This window comes from Cohnella sp. GCM10027633 (assembly GCF_042675445.1).
In the GTDB taxonomy this organism is placed as follows: domain Bacteria; phylum Bacillota; class Bacilli; order Paenibacillales; family Paenibacillaceae; genus Cohnella.
In genome coordinates this window covers 90314-107728 of record NZ_JBHTGV010000011.1, presented here as the reverse complement: position 1 = coordinate 107728, position 17415 = coordinate 90314, and the positions used below count along the sequence as shown (strand labels likewise).

The window sequence follows — 17415 nt, the reverse complement described above, 5'->3', positions numbered from 1 at the left end:
CGCGCACCGAATAACGCTGTGTCATGGCGTTAAATCGTCGGAACGGCGTTCGCGCGCCGTATAGCGTTATGTCATGGCGTTAAATCGCCGGAACGGCGTTCGCGCGCCGAATAACGCTGCGTCACGTCGCTAAATCGCCGGAACGCGGCGCGTTTGACAAAGGCGAGGCGTTCCCGTATATTGTTCGTTGATTCGGCTCGGCAACGCCGGGCCTGCACGGGAAGATTCGGAGGTACGATCGGATGAGTGGAGCAGGCAGAGGAAGGTCGGGCGGGACCGGCCGAAGCGGACGCGGGGGCGGCAACGCGGGCCGCGGAGGACGCGGCGACTCGCGTCCCGGACGCTACGAGAGCGCGGGGCGCGACGGTCGCGGGGAAGCTCAGGCAAGAGTCGGACGCGGAGAAGCGCCGGCAAGAGGTGGACGCGACGAACGAGCGGGACGGAGAAGCGGCGCCGAAGCGGGTTACGGCGCTCGGCAAGAGAACGCTGGTCGCGGCGTCCGCGGAGATACCTCAGCCCGGGGGAGCCGGAACGACGGCTCGGCGCGCGGGGCAAGCAACGAAGCGTTCCGCGGCGGCCGCAAGGAAGGCGCCGGTCGCGGAGTTCCGCCGAGAGAGCCGCGCGGCGCGGGTCCGATCCGTTCGGCCGCGCCGGCTCCGCGGGTCGATCCGTCTGCCATGATCAAGATGGGGCGGATCAAGGGCGAATGGATGGAAATCCGGCTGCCGGACTTCCTCGTCGGCGCCCCGATGCATAAGGTGACGGCGCACTTGCCGCTGCCGCCGAAACACATCTCGAAGCTGCTTCAAACGCGCGGGTTGCTGCTGCAGGGACCGAACTTGCGGCTGCACCTGTTCCCTCGTGAGCAGCGCGATTTTCCGCCGGATTGGATGGATCTGAACATTCTCTACGAGGACGAGTTCACGCTCGTCGTGAATAAGCCCGCGGGCATCGAGGTGCATCCGAGCGAGCACGGGCAGCGCAAGACGCTGGCGCATGCGGTAGCCGCGTATTACGAGATGTCCGGACAGGACATTCGGGTACGTCACATTCACCGCATCGACAAGGATACGACCGGCCCCGTCCTCTACGCCAAGAACGAGTTCGCCCACTATCAATACGATAAGGCGATGCGGGAGAAGAAGATCGAGCGGCTGTACGTGGCGCTGGCGGAAGGCTACGTGGAAGGCAACAAGGGCAAGATCGACAAGCCGATCGGTCAAGACCGGCATCATTCGACCCGGCGTCGCGTGAGCGATACGGGCGAACCGGCGGTGACGCATTTCGAAGTCGTCGAGAGGCTTCGCGATCATACGCTCGTGCGGCTGCGGCTCGAGACAGGGCGGACGCATCAGATCCGGGTCCATATGTCTTCGATCAATCACCCGCTTGCGGGCGACGGCATGTACGGCGGATCGCGCGGCGTCATGTCCCGCCAGGCTCTTCACGGCGAGCAGCTCATCTGGAGCCATCCGTGGACGGGAGAGAAGCAATCGGTGCGCGCGCCGTTGCCGGACGATTTCAACGAAGCCTTAAACCGAGTGAGACACGAGTAAAATCATGTTCGGTTAACGTTCAAGCGGCCCCTCAATGGGGGCCGCTTGTTTGCGTTTATTTCCAACCGCCTATTCCCCTCGCCTGCACAACGCCGCCGTCATCAAATACGACAGCGTCGATTCGGCGCCGCAGTTCACGTTCGGACCGTAGCGCGTCAGCCCGTCGCAGCAGCTGCCGTCTGACGGGTCGACGAGCGGGGCGCCGAGGTCGTTGAAGCCGAAGTACCATTCCCTGCACAGATCGCGCAAGGCGCGGTAGCGCTCGGGCGAAAGCTCGTGCGGATGAGCGATATGCCGCAAGCGACGGTCGCCATCGTCGCCGCCCGTGCCGACGAGCGGAGGAACGCCTTCCCGCATGGCGGTCGCCGCGAAGCTGCCGACCAGCACCGCTCGAGAGTCGGGAGCCGCCGTCGGTACGACGAGCGCGGCTTCCTCCAGCGCGAGCGCGAGCTTGAACGTCTCCAGCGGCTGCTGATCCCAGTAGCCGGAGCCTTCTTTCGTGCACCAGCTTTCGTTGCCGATCGGACGCAGCCAGCCTTCGTCGGCGGTCATTCGCCCGAGCAGGAACCCGAGGCTCGCGAGCCCCGCCCGCATCGTTTCCGAGCAGCGGGTATACCGGTACGCGCGCAGCATCGCCCAAGGGAGCACGCCGTTGCCGTAAGTCATCGCCGGCTCGAACCATCTCCACTTCGATCCGTCGTCGAACGTTTCGAACGCGCGCGTCAGTATCCCTTCGAACCGATCGAGATGATAGGCCAGTTCGCCCCGGACGTCGCCGGGCAAGTCGATGTCGCCGCGGCCCCCAGCCTCCAGCAAGTGCGCGCACGCGGCCATCGCGAACGCCTGCCCCCGGTGCGAATCGATGCTCCGGAGCGTCGGCATCGCGCGTTCCACGATCGCTCTCGCCGTCTCCCTGACCGGAAGGGATAGCCTCACCCAAGCGTCCGCGCACGCCCAGAACGAGCGGCCCTGGCAATCGTGGGATCGCTCTTCCGGCTCCGGAGAACGGTCGTAGGCGATGTTGTTGTGTATCCACCCGTCGTCATCTTGGCTCCACAATAAGTACGCGAGATAGACGTCGGCTAACCGTGACAGTTCTTCCGAGGGAACGTCGTCGCCGGAAGGCGACGATAGCCATTCGGTAACCGTCCACAGCGCGCGCGCGTTATCGTCGGCGGTGTAGCCTTCTTTGCGCCTCGGTATGCGGCCGAGCGCGTGCTCGAGCAATCCGGTATCGTCCGTCAGCCGGCGCAGGTGAACGAACGATGGCGCCGCGAGGCGAGCCGCCGAAGGCTCTCTCTCACACGACATCGGCAATGCCGCCTCGGCGTTGAAGGATGACTTGCTCGAACAACCGCAAATGCTGCGCCCCGACTTGCGGCCAATGCATGCCTCTTCCGATGTCGGCCATCGCGCGTTCCCACCGCGACAGCATGCCCGGATAGGTGAACAGCTCGATGAGCTTGCGTCCCCACGCTTCGGGGTCGCCGAACGGAAGCAGCATCTCTTCGTGTCCCTGCACGAGATCTTTGGCGTACGCGTACGGGGTGGACAGAATCGGCCGTCCTAGTCCCGCGGCGTAGGCGAGCGTGCCGCTCGTGATCTGCGCCATCCCCGGGTAAGGAGTGACGTACAGGTCGCACGCGGAGATGAGCGAGACGAGCTGGTCCTCCGGCACGTAGCGGTCGATCCAGACGACGTGGTGCTCGAGGCCGAGCTCCCGAACAAGCGCCTTCAATTCGTCGCGGTACGCTTCGCCTTCGTGCTTGCGCACCTCCGGGTGCGTCTGGCCCGCGATGACGTACAGCAGCTCCGGCACGGCCTTAACGGCGTCGCTTAACGCGCGGAGCGCGAGCTCGATTCCTTTGCTGCGCCCGAGCAAGCCGAACGTGAACAGCACCTTGCGATGCTCCCAGCCCGCCTCCAGGCGTACCTGGGCGCGATCGGCGCGGTTAGGAACGGGCGCGCCGTGCGGCACGAACGAGATTTTGCCCTCCGGCACGTCGAGCCCATCGCGCAAATACCCGATGCCCTTGCGGTTCATGACGAGAATATGGTCGCTCCACTTCGCGATCTCCTTCTGAACGTCCGCGTACGGGGCGACGGGGGTCTCGAACACGGTATGGAACGTCGTCACGACCGGCTTGCGAAGGCGCTTCAGCAGTTCGAGCGCGTAATTGCCGCCCTCCCCGCCGAAAATCCCGAACTCGTGCTGCAGCGACACGACGTCGACGGGACTATTGTTGATCAGATCGGCGACGGCGCGGTAATCGTCCGGATCCTGCTTCGAGAGCGGCATCATCCACGACTCCGCGTATTCCTGGCGTTCGTCCGGATTGCACATCGTTACGACGGGATCCTCGGCTTGAGGATAGCCTTTCGCGAAGGCGATGGCGTCTCGCAGATGGTGGGTATACGTGGCGAGGCCGCACCTCTTCGGAACGTAAGTACTGACGTAGGCGATATGGGGATAACGGTTAATCATCGGCGTTGCACCTCCAGGTTACGATTGCATACGGCTTCGTGCAGAATGTGCGGACCGACCTGCATGCCGGAGCCGAAAATGCACGCGTTCAACTGCGCGCCGGCGCGGACTTTGCAACGGTCCCACAGAATCGAATGGGACAAGCGAGCTTGATTGCCGATTCGGCTGCCCTTGCCTACGACGGCGTAAGGGCCGATGATCGCGCGGTCCCCGATCGTCACGTCGTCTCCGATCATGACGGGCGGGACGAACAGGACGCCTTGGCCGATGCGGACGTTAGAGCCGATCCAGATGCCCGCGTTGTCCATGTCGTTACCGTCGATGCCTTGCGGGAACCGGCGGTCGAGCAAATCCCAGTGCAGCTGGCGATAACGCTCCTTCGTGCCCATGTCGATCCAATAGCCGCCGAGCGGATGGCCGTATACGCCGCTGCCGTTCTCGATCAGCAGCGGGAACGTTTCCTGCTCGATCGATACCGGCCTGCCGGTCGGCACGAAGTCGAGCGCCCTGCGTTCCATGATGTAAATGCCCGCGTTGATCCGGTTCGAGGGTGCTTCTTCCTTCTTCGGCTTCTCGATGAAGCGCATGATTCGCCCGTTATCCGATTGTTCCACGACGCCGTAGTGCGACGGGTCTTCGACCTCGGTCAGGCAGATCGTCGCCGCGCCGCCGTGCCGTTCGTGGAAAGCGATAGCGGACGCGAGGTCCGCCTTATGGACGATGTCCGCGTTGACGACGATGAACCGATCGCCGAGCAGATGCTCCGCGTTCTTGATCGCGCCGGCCGTCCCCAGCAGCTCTTTCTCTACCGCGTAGTCGATGCGGACGCCGTACTTGGAGCCGTCCCCGAGGTGGCTCTCGATCAGCTCGCGGTAATGTTTGACTGCGACGACGAATTCGCGTACCCCTTGTTCTTTGTAGTCGAGCAACAGACGCTCCAGCCAAGGTCGATTGCCGACGAGCGCCATCGGCTTCGGAAGATGTTCCGTTAGCGGACGAAGTCTGGTACCGAGTCCTCCGGCGAGTAGCAATGCTTTCATGTTGGAATCAACCTCCGTTTGAAATGAATTGTCGGGTTGCCCCGAATAATCGAATGACAACCTTTACCCTTGTTGCCTGCTTGTTCAATCACCTCCGCGATAAAAAAACGACGCCTCCGTTGCGATTGGGCGCAGGGAAGCGTCAATATCGATGGGAAGCGACCGGTCGCTACGACGATGGTCCGATTACTTGATTTATACTTTTTCTGAAAACGGAATATGCTTCCAATTACTTGAAAACGGAATAGGCTTCGAATCGCCTATGCTCGGCGTCTTCCGGCGAAGAAAGAGATGACGCACATGATGAGGAAGATGAAAAACAGGATTTTGGCGATACCGGCGGCCGCGCTGACGATGCCTCCGAATCCGAAGATGGCCGCGACGATCGCGACGACGAAGAAAATAAGCGCCCATTGCAACATATGAACTCCTCCTAGTCTGAGGGCGTCGCCCCGTCTTGGCGGCGGGCCCCGTGATAGGTCGTCATTACCCCGCCCTCCGGCGATTGAATCGTTGTTTCGGGACGCGGGGCTAAGGGTAACGAATGATTACGAACGGCATTCGGAAAGGGAGGATCGCTTATGACGAACGAAGATATCATCGCATGGAGCGTCGCGGCGGTCGCCGTCGCTTTCATCGTATTATGCGGCTACTTGATCGCGCTGCTCCGGGCCGCGCAACGATCGCTCGGAACCGCGCAGTCCGCGATGCAGGAAGTGAAGGAGACCGTGCAGGATCTGCAAGGCGAAGTCGGGAAGCTGGCGGCGAGCGTGAACGCGGCCGCCGAAGACGTGCGGGGCAAGCTGAGGTCGGTCGATCCGCTGTTCGACGCCGTTCAAGACGTCGGCGTCGTGCTCGGGGAAGTGACCGGGGCGGCTCGGGAGGCGGCCAAAGGGTTGGCGATGTCCGCCCGGAAGCAAGCCGCGTCGCTCTCGGGCGATAGCCCGGTTCCCTCGTGGCTGCGGAAGACGGCGTTCGCCGCGCGAATCGCGACGGTCGTCAAGGAACAATGGCAAGGCAGAAAGGAGAGTACCCATTCGCATGTTAAGGAGGAAATTTAACGATGTGGATATTCTGGTTCTGTCTCTTTTCCTCGCTTACGAACGGAGGAAGCGCGCCCGCCGCGCCGCTGCCGGCCGCGGCTGCGCCGGTTCAGGCCGTACTGGCGCAGGCGCCTTCGGCGGAGAACGCCGTTGAACGATGGCGGCTGGAAGGCGTCGGCTTGGGCGACACGGCGGCCGAAGTCCGGGCGGCTTGGGGCGCTCCCGCCGATAAGGAGCCGGATATTCTTCGCGATAGTTGCGAGAATTGGACGTACGCGAACGGCAGCACCGTCGGACTGTGCGAAGGCGCGGTCGAATTCGTGCAAGCGAAGGGGAAATCGAGCGAGACGAACATCGACGGGGTCGACGTACCGCTGACGAACGCCGACCTTAAGCGAGCGCTCGGCAAGCCGGCGTTCGTCGCGGACGACGGGTGGGGCGTGATGAAAGGCGAAGAAGCGTTGAAGGTTTTCGAGGACGGTTCCGGGCGCATCGCTTCGATCGATTTATTCTACGGACCGTGCGGGGCTTGATGTTTCATCCGCGAATCCGCGGTTTAATAGGAAGAGTAGACGAATTATAGGAGGGAACAACGATGAGAGCTTATGCTAGACTAGTGAATAACGGACTGGAAGCTGTCGACGTCGTGAACGACCTGCATCGTCAGGGTTACGCGCAGGATGAAATCTACGTGCTTGCGCACGAGAAGGACAGGACGGACCGGCTCGCGGACGTGACGGACGCGAACAAGGTCGGGATGGCCGAGGAGGGCATGTTCGATACGATCGCGAATCTGTTCCGCAGCAGAGGGGACGAGCTTCGCAACAAGATCGAGTCGATGGGCTTCAGCACTTACGAAGCCGGCAGGTACGAATCGGAGCTGGATACCGGCAAAGTGCTGGTCATGGCGCGTCATTAACGGCAAGGAGCATATGGGAATAAGGAATGAGGGCGGAAAGATCCGCCGCTCATTCCTTATTCGCGTTTGTTGCTTGGCGGATACGCCGGCTATGGCGCATACATGCGACGATCGAATCGAAGGAGCAGGATACGATGGCGGTACTTATCGTGGACGATAACGCAATGAACGTAATGGTCATCCAAGAGATGCTGCGAAGGGCGGGCTACGAGGAGCTGGGCGCCGTCTATTCCGCCAAGGAGATGTTCGGCGCGCTGGAACGTTCGGCGGACGGGCAAGGCGGCGCGACGACGAAGATCGACCTCATATTGCTAGACCTGATGATGCCGGAGATGGATGGCATCGAAGCGTGCCGGAAGCTGCAGGGGGATGCCCGATACAAGGACATTCCGGTCATCATGGTGACGGCGATCGGGGATTCGAATAAGCTCGCGGAGGCGCTCGACGCGGGGGCGATCGACTTCGTCACGAAGCCGATCAACAAGACAGAGCTGCTCGCGCGAATCCGCTCGGCGTTGAAGCTGAAGCGGGAGCTCGACTGGCACAAAGAGCGGGACAGCCGGATGAGGCAGGAGCTGACGCTTGCCCGCCAAGTGCAGGAGTCGGTGCTTCCCGACCCTGTGATGGACGGCAACGTCCGAATCAGCGCGCGCTTCCAAGCATCCGAGGAGCTGGCCGGGGATTTGTACGCTTGGCACAAGATCGACGACAGCCGCTGGGCGGTCGCCGTCATCGACGCGATGGGGCACGGGCTGTCTTCTTCGCTCGTCAGCATGTTCATCGCCTCCATCTTGAAGGAAGCGATGCGTTCGCTGTGGTCGCCCCGCCGCGTGTTCGGCGAGCTGAACCGCAGAATCATGGGCCTGCAGTGCGAGAACGAACTCATTCAATATTATTGCACGGGCTTGTATTTCACGGTGGATACGGACAGCGGCACGTTGGAATACGCCAACGCCGGCCATCCGCCGGGACTGCTGTTCCGCCGCGGCGAGCCGCTGGCCGAGATGCTCCCCGTCACCTCTCCGCCGCTCGGCCTGTTCGAGCAAGCCGAGATCGTGACGAGAACGATGCCGATCGGGCGAGGCGACTCGTTGTACGCGTACACCGACGGCATACTGAGCCCGTTCGAGGGAGACGACGAGAAGCAGATCGAACAGCTCATGACATACTTGGGGAGGGATCTCGACGACGACGGACGCATGCAAGCGCTCATCGCGGCGATGCCGCTCGACGGGCGATCCGACGACAGATGTCTCGTGAAGCTTCAATTGATGCCTGGAGGATCGACGCATGAAAATTAAGTCCAAACTGACGATCGGAATGGCCCTCTTGCTGTTGCTCATGATCGGAATCACGACGTTCGGATACGAGCGCTTAAGCCAGATGAACCAGTCGATCAACCATTTTTACGATAATCGGTTCGAGAAAGTCCGGCTTGCCCTCGCCGTTCGAGGGGAGATTAACTCCGCCGCCAGGCTCATGAACGACATGATCCTCGGGGAGGAAGTCCGGCAAGCGAGCATCGACGAAATTTCGCAACGGCTGTCCAGCGCTTGGGGACAATTCGACGAATTGGCGAAGCTGAAGCTGGACGATGTCGAAAAGGCGGAAATGAACCAACTGACGGCGTTGTCCGAGTCTTACGGGGCTTCGCTGAAGCAGTTCATCGAGCTGGCCTCGGGCAACCGGATGGAAGACGCCAGGCAGCTGTATACCGCTAAGCTCAGGGACGAGCAGCGTCAGATCATCGATGCGATGGACCAGGTGGTCAAGCTGCAGGAGACCGCGATGAAGGACGAGATGAGCGACTCCAGGGAGCTATACTCGCGTTCCGTGCGCATCGTCGCGATACTGATTCTGTCCGGCTTGCTGCTGGGCATCGCGATCATCTTCTGGATATTCCCGAGCATTACGAGCGGTCTGAACCTGCTCGGCAAGATGGCCGACCGGTTCGCGAAGGGAAGGCTGAAGAGCTTCGGCCGCTTCGAAATCGGGTCGAAAGACGAGCTCGGCGAGCTGGCGAAGCTGTTCCAACGGATCGCGCTCGATCTTCACGGCAAGAACGAGAGAGAGCGGGAGCTGTCGGATGCGCAGCGGAGGCAATCTCGCGTGAACGGAGAAGTGGCGAGAGTGACCGAGCTGCTGCAAGCGGGCTCCGACGCGAAGGCGGCCGCGCAGTTGTTCATCTCAGAGTTCGCTCCGGCTCTCGGCGCGAATTACGGCCTCGTGTACGTGAACGATCCGCTGACGTCCGGCGCCGATCTGGAGCTGTCCGGGACCTACGCCGCCATGGCGGATCCCGTCGCGGCTCCGGCGTTCGTCCGCGCGGGAGAAGGGTTGATCGGACAATGTTACCGGGACGGCAGATCGATCGCGATCGGCGATCTGCCGGACGACTACGTCAAGGTCGGCTCGGGCTTGGGCGCTGCCGCTCCCCGGGCTCTCGTCGTGCAGCCGATCTACAGCGGCCATACGGTCATCGGCGTGATCGAGCTGGCGTCCGTGAAGAGCTTCGACGAAGAGAACACGCAGTTGCTCGCGCTGCTGTGCGACAAGCTGGGCACCGTATTGAACAACATGCTGTCCCGCCGACGGGTAGAGGAGCTGCTGCGGGAGTCGCAGGCGATGACCGAGGAGCTTCAGGTTCAGTCCGAGGAGCTCGTATGCCAGCAGGAGGAGCTGCGCGAGACGAACGACAAGCTCGAAGCGCAGCAGAACGATCTGAAGCAATCCGAGCAGCGGTTGCAGCAGCAACAGGAGGAACTGGAGTACGCGAACCAGGAGCTGACCGTCAAGACGCTCGACCTGCAGAGGCACGTCCAGCGGGTCGAGTTGCAGAACCGGCAGATCGCGCAAGCGAACGGGGAGCTGGAGCGCCAGGCGATTCAGCTCGCGCTGTCGAGCAAGTACAAGTCGGAGTTCCTCGCGAACATGTCGCACGAGCTTCGCACGCCGCTGAACAGCCTGATTATTCTGTCCGAGTTCCTCGTAGAGAACCGCGAAGGGAACTTGACCGGCAAGCAGCAGGACTATATGCGCACGATCCACACGTCCGGCAGCGATCTGCTGAAGATGATCGACGAGATCTTGGACTTGTCGAAGATGGATGCCGGCAAGATGGACATTCATCCGGAATGGATGGTCATGGAAGACATCGCGGCGTTCCTGCGCGGGCAGTTCGGGCCGATGGCCGACGCGAAGCGGCTGTCGCTGTCGATCGAGCGGGAGGACTCCGGTCCGGAGGCGATCTGGAGCGACGGCCATCGCATCAAGCAGATCATGCGCAATCTGATGTCCAATGCGCTTAAGTTCACCGAGGCCGGCGAAGTGTCCGTCCGCATTCGGCGTCCGAGAGAGGCGGAGATGCGCGCGGACGGAGCGAGACCGGGTGTATCGTACGTGGCGTTGTCGGTCTCGGATACGGGAATCGGCATTCCGGAGGAGAAGCGGGAGCTCGTCTTCGAAGCGTTCCGCCAGGCCGACGGGACGACGAGCCGCAAGTACGGCGGGACCGGTCTCGGGCTGACGATCAGCCGCGAGCTGGCGCATCTGCTCGAAGGGTGGATTCATCTGGAGGATCGTCCGGGCGGCGGCAGCGTGTTCACGCTCGTCGTTCCGGAGAGGCTCTCGTCGCTGAACGAGGCCGGCCGGCCGCCGTTGGCGGCCGCGACGGAAGCGGCCGTAGCCGGTGCCTACGCGCCGATCGTGCCGGTGAAGGCGGAGGATGCGCTTCCGGTTACGGACGATCGCGGCTCGCTCTCTCCGGAAGATCGCAAGCTGCTCATCATCGAGGACGACGTGCGGTTCGCCAAGGTGCTGCTCGAGATGGCCCGCGCGCGCGGTTATAAGGCCGTCGTGGCCGTTCGCGGCGACGACGGGCTGTCGCTGGCCCGGTCGGTCGGGCCGGACGCGGTCATTCTCGATATCCAGCTGCCCGGAACCGACGGCTGGTCGATACTCGCGGAGCTCAAGAGCGACGGCCGGACGCGCCATATTCCGGTACACGTCGTCTCCGTCACCGAATTTTCCCGGCACGGCTTGCGCATGGGGGCCATCGATCACGTGCAGAAGCCGGCTAGCGGCGAGCAACTGGAACGCGTATTCGCCAACATCGAGAAGGTGCTGGACGGGCACCCGAGAAGGCTGCTGCTCGTCGCGCACGAGGCGGGACTCCGGGCAAGCTTGAAGCGTCTCATCGCGCACGACGACGTGGACGTCGTCGACGTCGCGGACGCGAACCGCGCTTGGGAACAACTCGAAGGCGGCGTCTTCGACTGCATCGTGCTGGACGGCGGGTTGCCGGCGGACGAGGCGGAATCGTTCCTGTCGCGCATCCGCGGTTCGGATACGCAGCACGCCGTGCCGATCATCGTCTACGGCGGAGGCGACGATCACGAAGAGAGCGCGCGCAGGCTGCGCCTGCTGTCGGAGTCGATCGTGGTCAAGGACGTGCGATCGCCGGAGCGGCTGCTCGAGGAGACGACGCTGTTCCTTCACCGGGTCGAGTCCGATCTGCCGGAGGAGAAGCGGGATTTGCTCAAGAAGCTGACCCGGGGCAACTCGACGTTCGAGGGCAAGACCATTCTGCTCGTGGACGACGACGCGCGCAACGTATTCGCCTTGTCCAGCGTCCTCGAGCACCGGGGCATGCGCGTCGTCTTCGCCGAGAACGGAAAGGAAGCGTTGGAGAAGCTGGAGGCGCGGCCGGACATCGATCTCGTGCTGATGGACGTCATGATGCCGGAGATGGACGGCTACGAAGCGATGCGGCGCATTCGCGAGCACGCGGAATGGCGCAAGCTGCCCGTCATCGCGCTTACCGCCAAGGCGATGAAGGACGATCGGAACAAATGCATCGAAGCGGGCGCTTCCGACTATATTACGAAGCCGGTCAACACGGAGCAGCTGTTATCCTTGATGCGGGTGTGGCTGCATCGATGAGCGAACGGACGACGGACGGCGAGCTCGAGAAGATCGAGATCGCCCTGCTGCTCGAGGGCATCTATCGCAGGTACGGCTACGACTTCCGCAATTACGCCTTTTCTTCCGTCCGACGCCGGATCTGGCATCGGATCCGGCTGGAGAATATTCCGAGCATCTCCGCGCTGCAGGAGCAAGTGCTGCACGAGCCGGACGCGTTCCGGCGCCTGCTCGGCGATATGGTCATCCCCGTGACGGAGATGTTCCGCGATCCCGCGATGTTCCGGTCGTTCCGCCGGGACGTCGTGCCGGCGCTGCGCCAGCTTCCGTACGCGCGAATCTGGCACGCCGGCTGTTCGACGGGGGAAGAGGCGTACTCGATGGCGATCGTGCTGCAAGAGGAGAACTTGCTCGAGCGGACGCGCATCTACGCGACGGATATCAACGAGAGCGCCTTGAGACGCGCGAAGGACGGCGTCATACCGATCGACCGGATGAAGCAATACACGCGCAATTATCATGAAGCGGGCGGTACGCAATCGTTCTCGGACTACTACGATTCCGATCATGGCACCGTCACGCTCAAGCCGATGCTGCGCGACAACATCGTGTTCGCGAGCCATAACCTGGCGACCGACGGGTCGTTCAACGAATTTCACGCGATCTTGTGCCGCAACGTGATGATCTACTTCAACGCCCAACTGAGAGATCGCGCGCAGCGGTTGTTCTACGACAGCCTCGCGCACGAAGGCTTCCTCGTCGTCGGCGACAAAGAGTCGGTCTCCTTCACGTCGATGGCGGGCAAATACGATACCTGGAACGAGCAGCAGCGCATCTACCGCAAGATGAGGTGAAGCGCTCCGCATCGCGGCATAACAGATTCAAAGCTTCGTCATCGGGGTATACCAATGTTGCAAGCCCTTATCGGGCACACAACGATTGGAGGGTGCGATATGACGGAGAACATCGCGATATTCGATAACGAGGAAGGCGTTCTCGACGCTATCCGGCTGCTGCGCGAAGCGGGCGCCGAACCGGACGATATCCGGGTGATCGTGAACAACCGCGAAGGCGCGCCGAGAATTTCGTCCGACGGCGACATTCGGATCGAAGAGCTGTACGAGCTCCAGATCACGCGCAGCGAGGAAGCGGACAAGAGCACGTTCTTGCCGTTGGCGCAGACGACCGCGTTCCCGCTCGGCGCATCGGCTACCGGGCCGGGCCCGGTCGGCGTCGTCCTTGCGGGCGGCTTCGAAGGCGACGTGCCGGGCAGCGCGGAGCTGCTGCGCGAGATGGGCATACCGGACGACGCGGCTAACCGTTGCGCCAAGGCGATCGAGAACGGCGCCTACGTGCTCGTAGCCGACACGGAGGCGGGCATCAATGCCGAATCGCTGCTCGGCAGGGCCGGCGCCGCAAGCGTGATCGGCCGCAGCGAAGCGTAGACGAACGAAGAGCTGCCGAACCTTCAGCGATTGAAGGCTCGGCAGCTCTTCGCCGTTCACCCGCTCGTCCGCGGAACGACGACCCGGCGATCCGGACGGACGATGTCGGCGACGGGATGGCTGACGCCGAGCAGCTTGTCGCGAATGATCTCCGCTCCGAGCATGCTGTAGATCGTCCCGTTCCCGCCGTAGCCGAGCAAATAATGCTGGCCGGGCCGATCGGGGTCTTCGCCGATCCAGGGGAGACCGTCCTCGGACTCTCCGAACGTAGCGCACCATTCGTAGCGGATTTCCGGCTCCAAGCCGGGGAACAACCGCTTCACCTCGGACAGCAGCCTCATCGAGCGCGCGCGCAGCTCCCGATCCGACAGCACGGGACCGCGAAAGGGCTCGTCGAGTCCGCCCGCGATAATTCTAGAGTCGACCGTCGTCCTCGCGTACAAGTAGGGCCTGGCGGTTTCCCAGAGCATGCATCGTTCGTGCCAGTCCGCTAAGCTGGGCATAGGATCGGTCGCGATGGCGTACGAACGACCCAGCTTGGCCCGAACCCATCGTCCGCCCGCGTGTTCCGGCACATAGCCGACGGCGTAGACGACGTGCTCCGCTTCGATCGTGCCGCCGGACGTCCGCACCAGATACCCCCGCCCGGATCGCGCGTTCTCCACGCGTTCCATTCGCGTATGCTCGAAGACGGTCAATCCGCGCCGTACCGCTTCCTCCACGAGGGAGTGGACGAACAGATACGGATTGAGCTCCGCGTCTCCGCCCGATAGAATCGCTCCGCTCTTACGGAACGGGAAGACGGCGGCGATCTTGTCTTCGTCCCACCATTCCGCCGCGAAGCCGTTGCGGTTCAACTGCTCGTACTCGTCGCGTAGCGCCGGGACGTCGGAGGGCGAAGAAGCGTAATAGAGACTGCGCCGCCTCTTGAATTGGACGTCCCGCGGCAATTGCTCGGCGATCGCGTGAAGCCGTTCGGCGGCTTGCCGGCAAGCGGTATAGAAAGCCGCCGCGGGTTTCTCCCCGATCGTTCGCGCGAATTCGCTCAGCATCGTGTCGTTCGCGTACTGGAGCAGACCGGTGTTGGTCGCAGTGCTTCCCGCCGCGACGCTGCCCTGCTCGACGAGCACGGCGTCGATGCCCGCCGCGGCTAGCGCGAAGCCGCACGTCGCTCCGGACATGCCTCCGCCGACGATGGCCACGCTGCAGCGGCGGTCGGCGTCGAGAACCGGGTAACGAATCGGTCGTTGATGCGTTGTCGGCCAATAGAACGTACCGTAATGCAAACTCATGCGGCGATCCCTCCGTCGGTCTTTTACGATACCGTAATATGCCGAATTCCAACGGCCCCTATGCGGGCCGAGGCTCCGGCAACACCTTTTTACCACCGGCGTCCGGGCATGAAACCGAGACGATCGAGGCGATTACCGTATAGGGTGTTTCAATTCCCGGACGAACGGGTTATAACAACAATATAGGCGCTTCCTACCGGATGCCGTTCGGCATTCGGCGTCAGGCTGCCGCCAGGTTCAGTAGGAGAGGAGACGGTGTTGGCAATGGGTACCGATAAATTCACGCTCCGAGCGGAGCATAAGGACGGACGGACGATACTGTACGTCGGAGGAGAATTCGATCTGGAGGTCGCGTCGCAGATGCGAAGCGCGTTGGAGCCGTTGATCGAGCTTACGGACCGAAGGCTGACGCTCGACTTGCACGATCTGAAATATATCGACAGCACGGGAATCGGCATTCTCATCTCCGTCGTGAAGGCGCGCCATGCGCGGCAAGCGGCGTTCGACGTCGAGCGGGTGCCCGCTCATATTCGCAGACTGTTCGATATGACGGGCATTACCCCGTTCTTGGCGCAAGCGGAATAATACAACCCGAGAGGAATGAGAGATCACCCCATGAAACAAGAAAGAGAAGTTACGCTCACCGTCCCCGCCTCGCCGGAATACGTCGATCTGATCCGGCTCACGCTGTACGGGATCGCCGGCAAGCTGAAGTTCTCGTTCGAGGATATCGAGGATATGAAGGTCGCGGTGTCCGAAGCCTGCAATAACGCGGTGCTTCACGCTTACGGCGGAGAGAACGGCACCATCGAGGTGAAGTTCGTGACGACGGACAACGAGCTGTCGATAACGGTTCGCGATCAAGGCCGCAGCTTCACCGTCGTGGAAGGCGGGGAGCCCGTCGCGCTTCATGGCAAATCGATCGATGAAATCCAGTCGGGCGGATTGGGTCTCTACTTAATGCAGGCGTTAATGGACCGCGTGGACGTTCGCAACGAGAACGGAACCGCGGTCACGATGACGAAGAAACGGATGAAATCGGAAGAGACCGCATGAGCATGCCTTATTCCGCGCGTCTGCCCGACGACGCGCTCGCCATGCTTCTCGAATACCAGCAAGCGCCGAACGACGAGCTGGCCGAGCGGCTGATTCGCCATTACGAGCCGATGGTCAAGATGGCGGCGGGCAAGATTTCCCGCAACCGCCCGGACTTGTACGACGATCTGTTCCAGGTCGGACAGCTGGCGTTGTTCCGGTTGTTGACGCAGTTCGATCCGAGCCTTGGGATGCCTTTCGAGCCGTACGTCATGAAGAGCTTGATCGGACATATGAAGAACTATTTGCGCGACAAGTCGTGGTACATTCAAGTGCCGCGGCGAATCAAGGAGAAGGGACTTGCCGTGCAGCAAGCGATCGACGAGCTGACGGTCAAGCTGGAGCGGTCCCCGAACGTCGACGAGATCGCGGAGATGATCGGACTGACGCCGGAAGAGACGCTGGAGGTGCTCGCCGGCCGCGACATGTACCATTACGTGTCGCTCGACACGCCGATCTCCGACGAGGACAACGCGTCGGTGCTCGGAGAGATGATCGGGGCTCCGTCCGACGACTTGGCGTTCTTGGAACACCGGCTCGATCTGCAGGACGCGATGGAACGGTTGAAGCCGGAAGAAAGCCAGGTACTGCGGCTCGTGTTCGAGAGCGGATTGTCCCAGCGGGCCATCGCCGATTCCTTCGGCATCTCCCAGATGAGCGTATCGAGAATCCAGAAACGCGCCATCGACAAGCTTAGGCAATTGCTCGGGGACGATCCGGAGCCGGCGTAACGAATCGGATTCGAAGACGTTTCAAGCCGGCGACTCGCGGGTAGTTAAGGATATAGCATTCTAAACTTTCCGCGAAGGAGTTGGATACGATGACGGTCAAATATCAAATCCGATGCTCTGAAAGCGATATCTACGTTTTGGAAAAAAACGACGGCTACCATGTCACGATCGGTTCGCGGGTCAACCCGCTAAGCTACGGCAATAAAATCGCCGCCTTCGGCAAGCTGGGCAACGCGGTCGACGCGGCCGAACAGTTCTGCAGGCTGTACACGGCGATCAAGGCCCATGGCTACCACTTGGAGAGGGACGGCTTCTGCAAGGAAGGAATGCCGACGATGCCGGTGCTCGAGCTGCTGGCGTTGGAAATGACGGACGAAGCGTTCGAGGAGCTGTTGCGGAGCGTACTGCCGGGCGACGACGCCGGCGCGATCCAAAAGCAAGCCTAAAGCGATAATTACGACTCCGGGTGCAACATCGGGCGCCTTCCATCCGTCAAAGCGTTAGACGGATGGAAGGCGCCTTCGCGCATGGAGAAATACGCATGACGATAGGCCGCCTAGGCGGCCTATCGTTGGATATAAGCTTGCGGCGGCGTTACCGGTTAGTCGGGGACTGTCATGCTCGTTGAATCGGGTCGTCTACCAGCCCTTCCTCTTCGAGCTGCCGCTCGGTCTGCACCCGCTTCATCTCATCGCCCAGCCGGACCATGTCCGCGAAATCCTGGACCATCGAACCGTTGCGGGCATTCTCTACGGACCGGGTCCGAAGCGGGCCGGACGGCTTGGCGTCTTGCCTGTCGGCTTCGTATACGGGCTTCGTTTCTCCTGGTACCCTTGATCGGCGCGGTTGTCTCATACGCTTCTCTCCTCTCAGCCGACAACAGCCGACG

19 protein-coding genes are annotated in these 17415 nt (G+C 61.9%); 13 read left to right on the top strand and 6 right to left on the bottom strand.

Features of this window, described 5'->3' with window-relative positions; all coding sequences use genetic code 11:
- Positions 1–246: 246 nt before the first annotated feature.
- Complete coding sequence (locus ACFQZG_RS21095) at positions 247–681, top strand: hypothetical protein (protein WP_378156116.1); 435 nt, start codon at positions 247–249, stop codon at positions 679–681.
- Positions 678–1556 carry an RluA family pseudouridine synthase gene (locus ACFQZG_RS21090; protein WP_378156114.1) on the top strand — a complete coding sequence of 293 codons (879 nt, stop codon included), beginning with the start codon at positions 678–680 and terminating at the stop codon, positions 1554–1556. The genes ACFQZG_RS21095 and ACFQZG_RS21090 overlap by 4 nt, the downstream gene beginning before the upstream one ends.
- 69 nt (positions 1557–1625) lie before the next feature.
- On the opposite strand, the gene ACFQZG_RS21085 is transcribed toward ACFQZG_RS21090, so the two are convergent.
- The 4 genes from ACFQZG_RS21085 to ACFQZG_RS21070 all read right to left on the bottom strand — a co-directional run bounded on the left by ACFQZG_RS21085 (position 1626) and on the right by ACFQZG_RS21070 (position 5503).
- Complete coding sequence (locus tag ACFQZG_RS21085; protein WP_378156113.1) at positions 1626–2867, bottom strand: hypothetical protein; 1242 nt, start codon at positions 2865–2867, stop codon at positions 1626–1628.
- Positions 2857–4041, bottom strand: a complete 1185-nt coding sequence (locus ACFQZG_RS21080; RefSeq protein ID WP_378156111.1) for a glycosyltransferase — start codon at positions 4039–4041, stop codon at positions 2857–2859. The genes ACFQZG_RS21085 and ACFQZG_RS21080 overlap by 11 nt, the downstream gene beginning before the upstream one ends.
- The gene (locus ACFQZG_RS21075) at positions 4038–5081 is read right to left on the bottom strand and encodes a nucleotidyltransferase family protein (RefSeq protein WP_378156109.1); all 1044 of its coding nucleotides are present in this window, start codon (positions 5079–5081) and stop codon (positions 4038–4040) included. Before ACFQZG_RS21075 ends, ACFQZG_RS21080 begins: the two co-directional genes overlap by 4 nt.
- 260 nt (positions 5082–5341) lie before the next feature.
- Positions 5342–5503 (bottom strand): DUF1328 domain-containing protein, encoded by a 162-nt coding sequence (locus ACFQZG_RS21070; RefSeq protein WP_378156107.1) that lies wholly within the window; start codon positions 5501–5503, stop codon positions 5342–5344.
- A 159-nt stretch (positions 5504–5662) separates the two neighbouring features.
- On the opposite strand from ACFQZG_RS21070, the gene ACFQZG_RS21065 reads away from it, so the two are divergent.
- The 7 genes from ACFQZG_RS21065 to ACFQZG_RS21035 all read left to right on the top strand — a co-directional run bounded on the left by ACFQZG_RS21065 (position 5663) and on the right by ACFQZG_RS21035 (position 13408).
- Positions 5663–6142, top strand: coding sequence for a DUF948 domain-containing protein (locus ACFQZG_RS21065; protein ID WP_378156105.1), 480 nt, complete (start codon positions 5663–5665; stop codon positions 6140–6142).
- A gap of 2 nt (positions 6143–6144) precedes the next feature.
- Complete coding sequence (locus ACFQZG_RS21060) at positions 6145–6657, top strand: hypothetical protein (RefSeq protein ID WP_378156104.1); 513 nt, start codon at positions 6145–6147, stop codon at positions 6655–6657.
- 62 nt (positions 6658–6719) lie between these two features.
- Positions 6720–7043 carry a YflT domain-containing protein gene (locus ACFQZG_RS21055; RefSeq protein WP_378156102.1) on the top strand — a complete coding sequence of 108 codons (324 nt, stop codon included), beginning with the start codon at positions 6720–6722 and terminating at the stop codon, positions 7041–7043.
- Positions 7044–7177: 134 nt separating this feature from the next.
- Complete coding sequence (locus ACFQZG_RS21050) at positions 7178–8344, top strand: PP2C family protein-serine/threonine phosphatase (protein ID WP_378156101.1); 1167 nt, start codon at positions 7178–7180, stop codon at positions 8342–8344.
- Positions 8334–11984, top strand: a complete 3651-nt coding sequence (locus tag ACFQZG_RS21045) for a response regulator (protein WP_378156100.1) — start codon at positions 8334–8336, stop codon at positions 11982–11984. The genes ACFQZG_RS21050 and ACFQZG_RS21045 overlap by 11 nt, the downstream gene beginning before the upstream one ends.
- Positions 11981–12817 (top strand): CheR family methyltransferase, encoded by an 837-nt coding sequence (locus tag ACFQZG_RS21040; protein ID WP_378156098.1) that lies wholly within the window; start codon positions 11981–11983, stop codon positions 12815–12817. Before ACFQZG_RS21045 ends, ACFQZG_RS21040 begins: the two co-directional genes overlap by 4 nt.
- Before the next feature lie 99 nt (positions 12818–12916).
- Positions 12917–13408, top strand: a complete 492-nt coding sequence (locus ACFQZG_RS21035) for a hypothetical protein (RefSeq protein ID WP_378156096.1) — start codon at positions 12917–12919, stop codon at positions 13406–13408.
- A gap of 56 nt (positions 13409–13464) precedes the next feature.
- Here ACFQZG_RS21035 and ACFQZG_RS21030 read toward each other — a convergent pair whose 3' ends face one another.
- Complete coding sequence (locus tag ACFQZG_RS21030) at positions 13465–14700, bottom strand: NAD(P)/FAD-dependent oxidoreductase (protein ID WP_378156094.1); 1236 nt, start codon at positions 14698–14700, stop codon at positions 13465–13467.
- Positions 14701–14964: 264 nt separating this feature from the next.
- On the opposite strand from ACFQZG_RS21030, the gene ACFQZG_RS21025 reads away from it, so the two are divergent.
- From ACFQZG_RS21025 to ACFQZG_RS21010, 4 genes are all read left to right on the top strand, one after another.
- Positions 14965–15285 carry an STAS domain-containing protein gene (locus tag ACFQZG_RS21025; protein WP_378156092.1) on the top strand — a complete coding sequence of 107 codons (321 nt, stop codon included), beginning with the start codon at positions 14965–14967 and terminating at the stop codon, positions 15283–15285.
- Positions 15286–15315: 30 nt separating this feature from the next.
- Positions 15316–15756, top strand: coding sequence for an anti-sigma B factor RsbW (gene rsbW, locus ACFQZG_RS21020; protein WP_378156090.1), 441 nt, complete (start codon positions 15316–15318; stop codon positions 15754–15756).
- Positions 15753–16526 (top strand): sigma-70 family RNA polymerase sigma factor, encoded by a 774-nt coding sequence (locus ACFQZG_RS21015; RefSeq protein ID WP_378156088.1) that lies wholly within the window; start codon positions 15753–15755, stop codon positions 16524–16526. Before rsbW ends, ACFQZG_RS21015 begins: the two co-directional genes overlap by 4 nt.
- A gap of 89 nt (positions 16527–16615) precedes the next feature.
- The gene (locus ACFQZG_RS21010) at positions 16616–16972 is read left to right on the top strand and encodes a hypothetical protein (protein ID WP_378156086.1); all 357 of its coding nucleotides are present in this window, start codon (positions 16616–16618) and stop codon (positions 16970–16972) included.
- Between the two features lie 169 nt (positions 16973–17141).
- On the opposite strand, the gene ACFQZG_RS21005 is transcribed toward ACFQZG_RS21010, so the two are convergent.
- Positions 17142–17381, bottom strand: a complete 240-nt coding sequence (locus ACFQZG_RS21005; protein ID WP_378156084.1) for a hypothetical protein — start codon at positions 17379–17381, stop codon at positions 17142–17144.
- Positions 17382–17415: the final 34 nt, after the last annotated feature.